The following is a 7510-nucleotide window of genomic DNA, read 5'->3' as shown; positions in this document are numbered from 1 at the left end:
CATCAATCAGCCGGCGTCGGACGCGCCCACTTCATTCGCGGCGACAAATTCTGTCGCTTGCGTCTGGTGCGACGGGTGCGGATCTTGCCGCAGGAGCATGATCGCTTGTTCGGCTGTGGGCGACAAGTCTGTGAGATCCGCAAAGACGCTCGCTTTCATGCGCGGATCCCAGAACATTGCGATGTGATCGGCCGTGGCGGCGGCCGCATCGACGTCGCCCATGGTGGCAAAGTTGGCGGCGATCTGGTTGGCCATGCGGACGAGGTGTTCGCGTGGCGTCATTCCGCCGCCTCCGCTTCGATCCGGCGCGAGCGATGGGAAAGCGCTTCGTAGCTCTCCTGCCAGTCACTTGGTCCATTCGATGCCGCGACCTGTACCGCCGTCACCTTGTATTCCGGGCAGTTCGTTGCCCAATCGGAGTAGTCGGTGGTGATCACGTTGGCCTGCGTCGTCGGATGGTGGAAGGTGGTATAGACGACGCCGGGCGCGACGCGGTCGGTTACCAGAATGCGAAGGGTCGTTTCACCCGCGCGACTGGCGAGCCGCGCCCAATCCCCATCGCGCAAGCCGCGGTCTTCCGCATCGATCGGATGTATTTCCAGCACATCCTCCGCGTGCCACACCACGTTATCGGTGCGCCGCGTCTGCGCCCCGACATTGTACTGGCTCAGAATACGGCCGGTGGTGAGCAAGAGCGGGAAGCGTGGCCCGGTCTTCTCGTCGGTCGGGATATAGTCCGTGACGACGAACTTGCCCTTGCCGCGGACGAAGCCTTCGATGTGCATGACAGGCGTACCGTCAGGCGCGGCTTCGTTGGCCGGCCATTGGATCGATCCCATCGCGTCGAGCCTTTCAAAGCTGACGCCGGTGAAGCTGGGTGTCAGCCGCGCAATCTCGTCCATGATCTGGCTGGGGTGGCTGTAATTCCAGTCCAGGCCGAGGGCATTGGCGAGGCCTTGCGTCACCTCCCAATCGGCGAGACCGTTCATCGGCGTCATCACCTTGCGCACGGGCTGGATGCGCCGCTCGGCATTGGTGAACGTGCCGTCCTTTTCGAGGAAGGTCGAACCCGGCAGGAAGATATGCGCGTAATTTGCCGTCTCGTTCAGGAACAAGTCGTGCACGATCACGCACTCCATCGCCGCCAGACCGGCCGACACATGCTTTGTGTTGGGATCGGACTGGAGAATATCCTCGCCCTGCACATAAAGGGCCTTGAACGTGCCCTCCACCGCAGCGTCGAGCATGTTGGGGATGCGTAGGCCCGGCTCCGAATCAATCGCCACGCCCCACTCGCTTTCGAACAGAGCGCGCGCCGAGGCGTCCGAGACGTGGCGATAGCCAGACAGTTCGTGGGGGAAGCTGCCCATGTCGCAAGCGCCCTGGACGTTGTTCTGCCCACGCAGCGGATTCACGCCTACGCCTTCGCGCCCGATGTTGCCGGTCGCCATCGCCAGGTTGGCGATCGCCATAACGGTGGACGAGCCTTGCGAATGTTCGGTGACGCCAAGGCCGTAGTAGATCGCCGCGTTCCCGCCGGTCGCGTAGAGACGCGCCGCTTCGCGCAGCTCCGCCGGATTGACCATCGTGACCGGCTCTAGCGCCTCGGGCGAGTTGCGCGATTGCGAGACGAATTCCGCCCAGTGGCTGTACTCGTCCCAATCGCACCGCTCACGCACGAATGCTTCTGCTGCCAGTCCTTCGGTGACGATGACGTGCGCCATGGCGGTCAGCACCGCTACGTTCGTGCCGGGGCGCAGAGCCAGGTGATGGGCCGCCTCGATGTGGGGCGAGCGCACGATGTCTGTGCGACGCGGATCGATCACGATCAGCTTTGCGCCCTGCCTCAGCCGGCGCTTCATCCTGCTGGCGAACACCGGGTGGCCGTCAGTCGGGTTGGCGCCGATGATCAGGATGACGTCGGCCTGCATCACGCTGTCGAAATCCTGCGTGCCCGCGCTGGTACCGAACGTGGTCTTCAAACCATAGCCCGTGGGCGAGTGGCAGACGCGCGCGCACGTATCGACGTTGTTGTTGCCGAACCCGGCGCGGATCAGCTTCTGGACGAGGAAGGTCTCCTCGTTGGTGCAGCGGCTAGAGGTGATGCCGCCGACGGACTCCCGCCCATACTTGGCCTGGATGCGCCGGATCTCGCTGGCGGCATGGGTGAAGGCCTCCTCCCACGATACTTCCCGCCACGGCTGATCGATGCTCTCACGGATCATCGGATTGAGGATGCGCTCCTGATGGTTGGCATAGCCCCACGCGAAGCGTCCTTTGACGCAGCTGTGCCCACGGTTGGCCTTGCCGTCCTTCCACGGGACCATCCGGACCAGTTGCTCGCCCCGCATCTCGGCGCGGAAGGTGCAGCCGACACCGCAATAGGCGCATGTGGTGACGACGCTGCGATCCGGCGTGCCGATCTCGGCCACCTTGCGCTCTTGAAGAGTGGATGTCGGGCAAGCCTGCACGCAGGCCCCGCAAGAGACGCATTCCGACGAGAGGAAATCATCGGCAGCGGTGCCGGCCGAAATCTTGGACGCGAAGCCGCGACCGTCCATCGTCAGAGCCAGGGTGCCTTGCACCTCGTCGCACGCGCGAACGCAGCGCGAGCATGCGATGCACTTGCTTGGGTCGAAATCGAAGTAGGGGTTGGACTGATCCTTGGCGCTTTCCAGATGATTCTCGCCGGCATAGCCATAGCGCACCTCACGCAAGCCGACTGCGCCCGCCTGGTCCTGCAATTCGCAATCGCCATTGGCCGGGCAAGTCAGGCAATCCAGCGGGTGATCGGAGATGTAGAGCTCCATCACCCCCTTGCGCAACTTGTGCAGCGTCGGGGTCTGCGTGCGTACGATCATGCCGGGCTCTACCGGGGTGGTGCACGAAGCGGGAGTGCCGCGCCGACCGTCGATTTCCACCAGACAAAGCCGGCATGATCCGAACTGCTTCAGACTGTCGGTCGCGCAGAGCTTGGGGATCGAGGTTCCCATCTCTGCCGCGGCGCGCATCACCGTGGTGCCGGCCGGAACGGTCGTTTCGCGACCGTCGATGTTCAACGTGACGGAGGTGGTGGCGTCCGACGCCGGGGTGCCGAAATCGGCCTGGGGTTCATAGCCCATGATGCTGCTCCAGCGGTGCCGGATCGCCCGGCAGGTTCGTGTGTTCGCGAAGATCACGGCCGATGCCGCGCACGGTAATCATTCCGCAGCTTCGGCCATGCGCAGGCCGAAATCCTCGGGGAAATGGGTGATCGCGCTCATCACGGGATAAGGTGTGAACCCACCCAGCGCACAGAGCGAACCGAACTTCATCGTCTCGCACAGATCGGCAACCAGTTGCAGATTGGCTTCCGAGGCTTCCCCGGCGATAACTTTGTCCAGAGTTTCTCGCCCGCGCACTGATCCGATCCGGCACGGCGTGCACTTGCCGCAGCTCTCCGCCGCGCAGAACTCGAACGCAAAGCGTGCCTGCTTCGCCATGTCGGCGCTGTCATCGAACACGGTGATTCCGCCATGGCCGATCAGGCCGTCCACCGCCGTGAAGGCTTCGTAATCGAACGGCGTGTCGAACAGGGCAGGGGGGAAGTACGCGCCCAGCGGCCCGCCGACCTGCACCGCGCGGATCGGTCGGCCACTCGCGGTGCCGCCGCCGATCTTTTCGACAATGTCGCCCAGCGTGATGCCGAATGCAGTTTCGTACAAACCGCCGTGTTTCACATTGCCGGCGATCTGCACCGGCATCGTCCCGCGCGAGCGGCCCATGCCGTAGTCGGCGTAGGCTTGCGCGCCTTGGGACAATACGAAGGGTACCGCCGCCAGCGTCAGGACGTTGTTGATGACGGTCGGGCACCCGAACAGCCCTTCATGCGCGGGCAGCGGCGGCTTGGCGCGAACCTCTCCGCGCTTGCCCTCCAATGAGTTGAGGAGCGACGTTTCTTCGCCACAGACATAGGCCCCGGCACCCACGCGCACTTCGATCTCGAACGGCGCGACGATCGCAGAAGATAGCTGCACCGCTGCCTGCATCTTGGCGATGGCGTGCGGATATTCCGAACGGATGTAGATGAAGCCCTTGCCCGCCCCGACAGCCAGACCGGCGATGGCCATGCCCTCGATCAGCATGAAGGGATCGCCCTCCATCACCATGCGATCGGCGAATGTGCCGCTGTCACCCTCGTCGGCGTTGCAGACGATGTACTTTTCCGAACCCGGCGCAACACGCACCGTGTTCCACTTGATGCCGGCGGGGAAGCCCGCTCCGCCGCGTCCGCGCAGGCCTGATGCGGTAACTTCGGCGACGACGGCTTCTGTCCCCAAAGCCCGCGCGCGTTCCAGTCCGGCCCAGCCACCGGTTGCTGCGTAATCCTCCAGGCTGGTCGGACGGGTCATCCCAGCCCGTGCGAAAGTCAGCCGGGTCTGGCTTGCGATGAACGGATGATCGGCGATCCGGCCGATGCACAGCGCATCGGCCGTGCCGCTCAATATCGCATCGACATGCGCCGCTACGACGGGGCCATAGCCTATGCCATCGATCTCCACCAAAGGCTCAAGCCAGTGCATGCCCCAACTGGATGTGCGCACCACCTCATGCCCGCGCTCAGCAAAGGCTCTAGCTAGCACGTCGGCCCCGCAGGCGATCGCCAGGGCGTCATCTGAAATCCGGATTTGCATCATAGCGCCCCGATCAATGCGGCGACTTTGCCGCTATCGAGGCGGGCGTGAACCTCATGACCGATCATCGCGTTCGGTCCGACCGAACATAGCCCCAGGCAATAGACAGTCTCCACCCGCACCCGCGCGCCGGCGACCTTTTCTGCCGCGATCGCCAGGGCCTCGCTGCCGCGCGATTGGCAGCTTTCGGCACGACACAATTTGATCGCCGGTCGCGGATCGGGCGTGCGGTGATAGTCGTGATAGAAGCTGACGACGCCCGAAACCTCGGCGCGGCTGAGGTTCAAGTGCAGCGCGATTTCGCGGATCGTCGCTTCCGAGACGTGGCCGAACGCCGCTTGTACGTCATGCAGGATCGGTAGCAAGGCATCTTGCCGGCCACCATGCGCGCGCAAAATCTCGTTCAGTTCAGCCATTGGTCCTCCAACTGCTGATCATCATGAGGTCGCTTGGCCGGAAACTCAAATCAAAGTTGGCGATAGTCGATAGGGCGTATCTATCATGCGATAGTCAAACCGTGCGCTACCGTCAGCGCGGCACGGGCGACAGGCGGCATCGGCTCTAGTGCGCCGACGAGCAGGCCGACACGGTTACTCTCCGGCAGGTCGCTGATCGGAATCAGCCGCACGCCGGTGGCCGGTGCGATGAAGTCGGCGTGGCTGTCCGTGACGATGCTGTTCAATCCACCCCGCGCCACGATCGAGAGCAGGGCGATATAGGAATCCGCAGTCGCGACGGGAGTTGCCTGGACCTTCAACCGCGCCAGATGCGCATCCAGAATGCGCCGGTTCTGCATGCCCTGGTGCAGGAGGCACAATGGCTCGCGCACGGCCTGCGCCAGAGTTACCTCGTCCGCAGCGGCAAGCAGACTGCGGGGATGGACGGCCAGGCAATAGCGCTCGGAATAAAGCGGCGTGGCGATCATCCCGCCTGCCGGTTCGGCGTCTAGATAGGTGAGCCCGGCGTCCAGTTCGAACCCGGCCAATCCGCGCACGATGTGATCGGACGTCAATTGGCGGATCGCGACCCGCAGGTCCGGAAACGCAGACGCGAGCGCTCCCATGAAGCGCCCGACATACGGCATCGCGGCCGGAATACAGCCCAGCCGCATCTCCCCGCGCAGGGACCCTGCCGCATCCACCGCCAGCCGCATTTCGTCATGCCCAGCCACCAGGCGGCGCGCGTGGGACAGGATGGCCTCACCCTCCGCCGTCAGCCCGACAAAGCGACGGTCACGCTGGACCAGGCGTTTGCCCAACCGCGTTTCCAGATTGGCGATACCTGCCGATAGCGTGGGCTGCGTGACATGACAGCGCGCAGCCGCTCGGGCGAAATGCCGCTCTTCCGCCAGCGCGATGAAGTATTCGAGGAAGCGGAACTGCATTGGCCGGTTATTAGGCTGGATCGCGCCGCGCGCGCAAGCAAGCGGCCTAGTGCGATTCTACAGACTTGTCGCGCTTCGCGTCAGCATCACGCTAGGCGATATGAGGGCCGGCATTATGTCGACGGCTCGACCTGCGAGTTGAAGCGATCATGCCCGTGAGGGGCAACCGTTGCAGTGATCATCATGACGAGGCCGGCGACATCAGCGAGGCAGTCAATCAAGCCAACGCCCTGTCCGATAAGCCCAGAGATTAAGAGCGGATGGTGACCCCTACGAGAATCGAACTCGTGTTTCAGCCGTGAGAGGGCCGCGTCCTAACCGCTAGACGAAGGGGCCGTGTAGCCATGTGCCGGTCTGCAAAAGCCGCGCGAGAGTGGTGACCCCTACGGGAATCGAACCCGTGTTTCAGCCGTGAAAGGGCCGCGTCCTAACCGCTAGACGAAGGGGCCAATCTCATGCTGCGTCGTTTGCAGGCCCGCGCCTCTAGGCAAGCAGCGCGGGGGGGTCAAGCGCCTTTTTGCAATAGTCTGCGGATCAGGCTCAATCTGCCCACGCGGCGTCGTCCAGCAAAAGCTCCGCCTGGGGCCGAGCACCCCAGTCATCAATCTTGGCGCGGCCTGCCAGCCATAGGCGTCGGCCCTGGCTGGCATGCAGCAGCGCCTGGCCCAGATCGCTTTCTGCGGAACGAAAGGCGATCGCCTTGATCCGTCCGCCGTCGGGGCCGCTGGCAATCAGCCGGACGTGATCGGTGCCGACTATGTCCACTTTCACCAGGCGCACCGGTCCAACGGCGACCTTGGGGCCGGGCCAGCCCATGCCGAAGGGGCCAGCGACGTCCAGAGTGTCTACCAGCTGCGGCGTCAGGCCGCCGGGGGATAAGGCCAGATCGAGCAGCAGGGAACGGCTTTCGGTCGCCGCCGCCACGTCTCTGCCCAGCTTGGCGTCCAACCAGTCTCCGAAGGCACCCACCTTGTCAGGATCGATCGTCAAGCCGGCAGCCATGGCGTGGCCGCCCCCGGCAACGAGAAGCCCTTCCTCGCGCGCGGCGATGATCGCAGCGCCAAGGTCGACGCCGCTGATCGACCGACCGGAGCCCTTGCCGTGGCCCGACCCTTCCTCTTCCGCGCCAAGCGCGATGACGAGCGCGGGCTTGCCGGTCTTTTCCTTGATCCGCCCGGCAACGATGCCGATCACGCCGGGGTGCCAGCCGCGCCCGGCCAGGACGAGAACGGCGCGGTTGTGCTGGGCGGCGACTTGCGCCTCCGCCTCTTCCTGCACCACTTGCTCGATTGCGCGGCGTTCATCGTTCAGGCGCGAGAGTTGTGTGGCGATGTCGCGGGCCTCATCCGGGTCGCGCGTCGTCAGGAGGCGCACGCCGAGAGTCGATTCGCCCACACGCCCGCCGGCGTTGATGCGCGGGCCCAGCGCAAAGCCCAGATCGCTGCACGTCGGC

General features: G+C 64.3%; 6 protein-coding genes and 2 tRNA genes. All 8 read right to left on the bottom strand.

Annotation, left to right across the window (positions count from 1 at the left end; genetic code table 11):
- Window positions 1-6: 6 nt before the first annotated feature.
- On the bottom strand, window positions 7-255 hold the full coding sequence (locus ACHWRX_RS16310) for a formate dehydrogenase subunit delta (RefSeq protein ID WP_394659989.1): 249 nt from the start codon (window positions 253-255) through the stop codon (window positions 7-9).
- A gap of 23 nt (window positions 256-278) precedes the next feature.
- Window positions 279-3122 (bottom strand): formate dehydrogenase subunit alpha, encoded by a 2844-nt coding sequence (gene fdhF, locus ACHWRX_RS16305; protein WP_394659988.1) that lies wholly within the window; start codon window positions 3120-3122, stop codon window positions 279-281.
- A 78-nt stretch (window positions 3123-3200) separates the two neighbouring features.
- Window positions 3201-4676, bottom strand: a complete 1476-nt coding sequence (locus ACHWRX_RS16300; protein ID WP_394659987.1) for an NADH-ubiquinone oxidoreductase-F iron-sulfur binding region domain-containing protein — start codon at window positions 4674-4676, stop codon at window positions 3201-3203.
- The gene (locus tag ACHWRX_RS16295) at window positions 4673-5089 is read right to left on the bottom strand and encodes an NAD(P)H-dependent oxidoreductase subunit E (RefSeq protein ID WP_058737753.1); all 417 of its coding nucleotides are present in this window, start codon (window positions 5087-5089) and stop codon (window positions 4673-4675) included. The genes ACHWRX_RS16300 and ACHWRX_RS16295 overlap by 4 nt, the downstream gene beginning before the upstream one ends.
- 83 nt (window positions 5090-5172) lie before the next feature.
- A complete protein-coding gene (locus ACHWRX_RS16290; protein WP_394659986.1) occupies window positions 5173-6057 on the bottom strand; it encodes a LysR family transcriptional regulator in 885 nt (294 codons plus the stop codon).
- 261 nt (window positions 6058-6318) lie between these two features.
- Window positions 6319-6393 (bottom strand) — tRNA-Glu (locus ACHWRX_RS16285).
- Window positions 6394-6431: 38 nt separating this feature from the next.
- Window positions 6432-6506: transfer RNA gene (locus ACHWRX_RS16280), tRNA-Glu, on the bottom strand.
- Window positions 6507-6597: 91 nt separating this feature from the next.
- Window positions 6598-7510, bottom strand: a 913-nt coding sequence (locus ACHWRX_RS16275) for a DHHA1 domain-containing protein (RefSeq protein ID WP_394659985.1), incomplete at its 5' end; no start/stop codon positions are given.

The organism is uncultured Novosphingobium sp. (assembly GCF_964277725.1).
Classification (GTDB): Bacteria; Pseudomonadota; Alphaproteobacteria; order Sphingomonadales; family Sphingomonadaceae; genus Novosphingobium; species Novosphingobium fluoreni.
The sequence above is the reverse complement of the archived record's forward strand: the minus strand, read 5'-3'. Positions and strand labels throughout refer to the sequence as shown.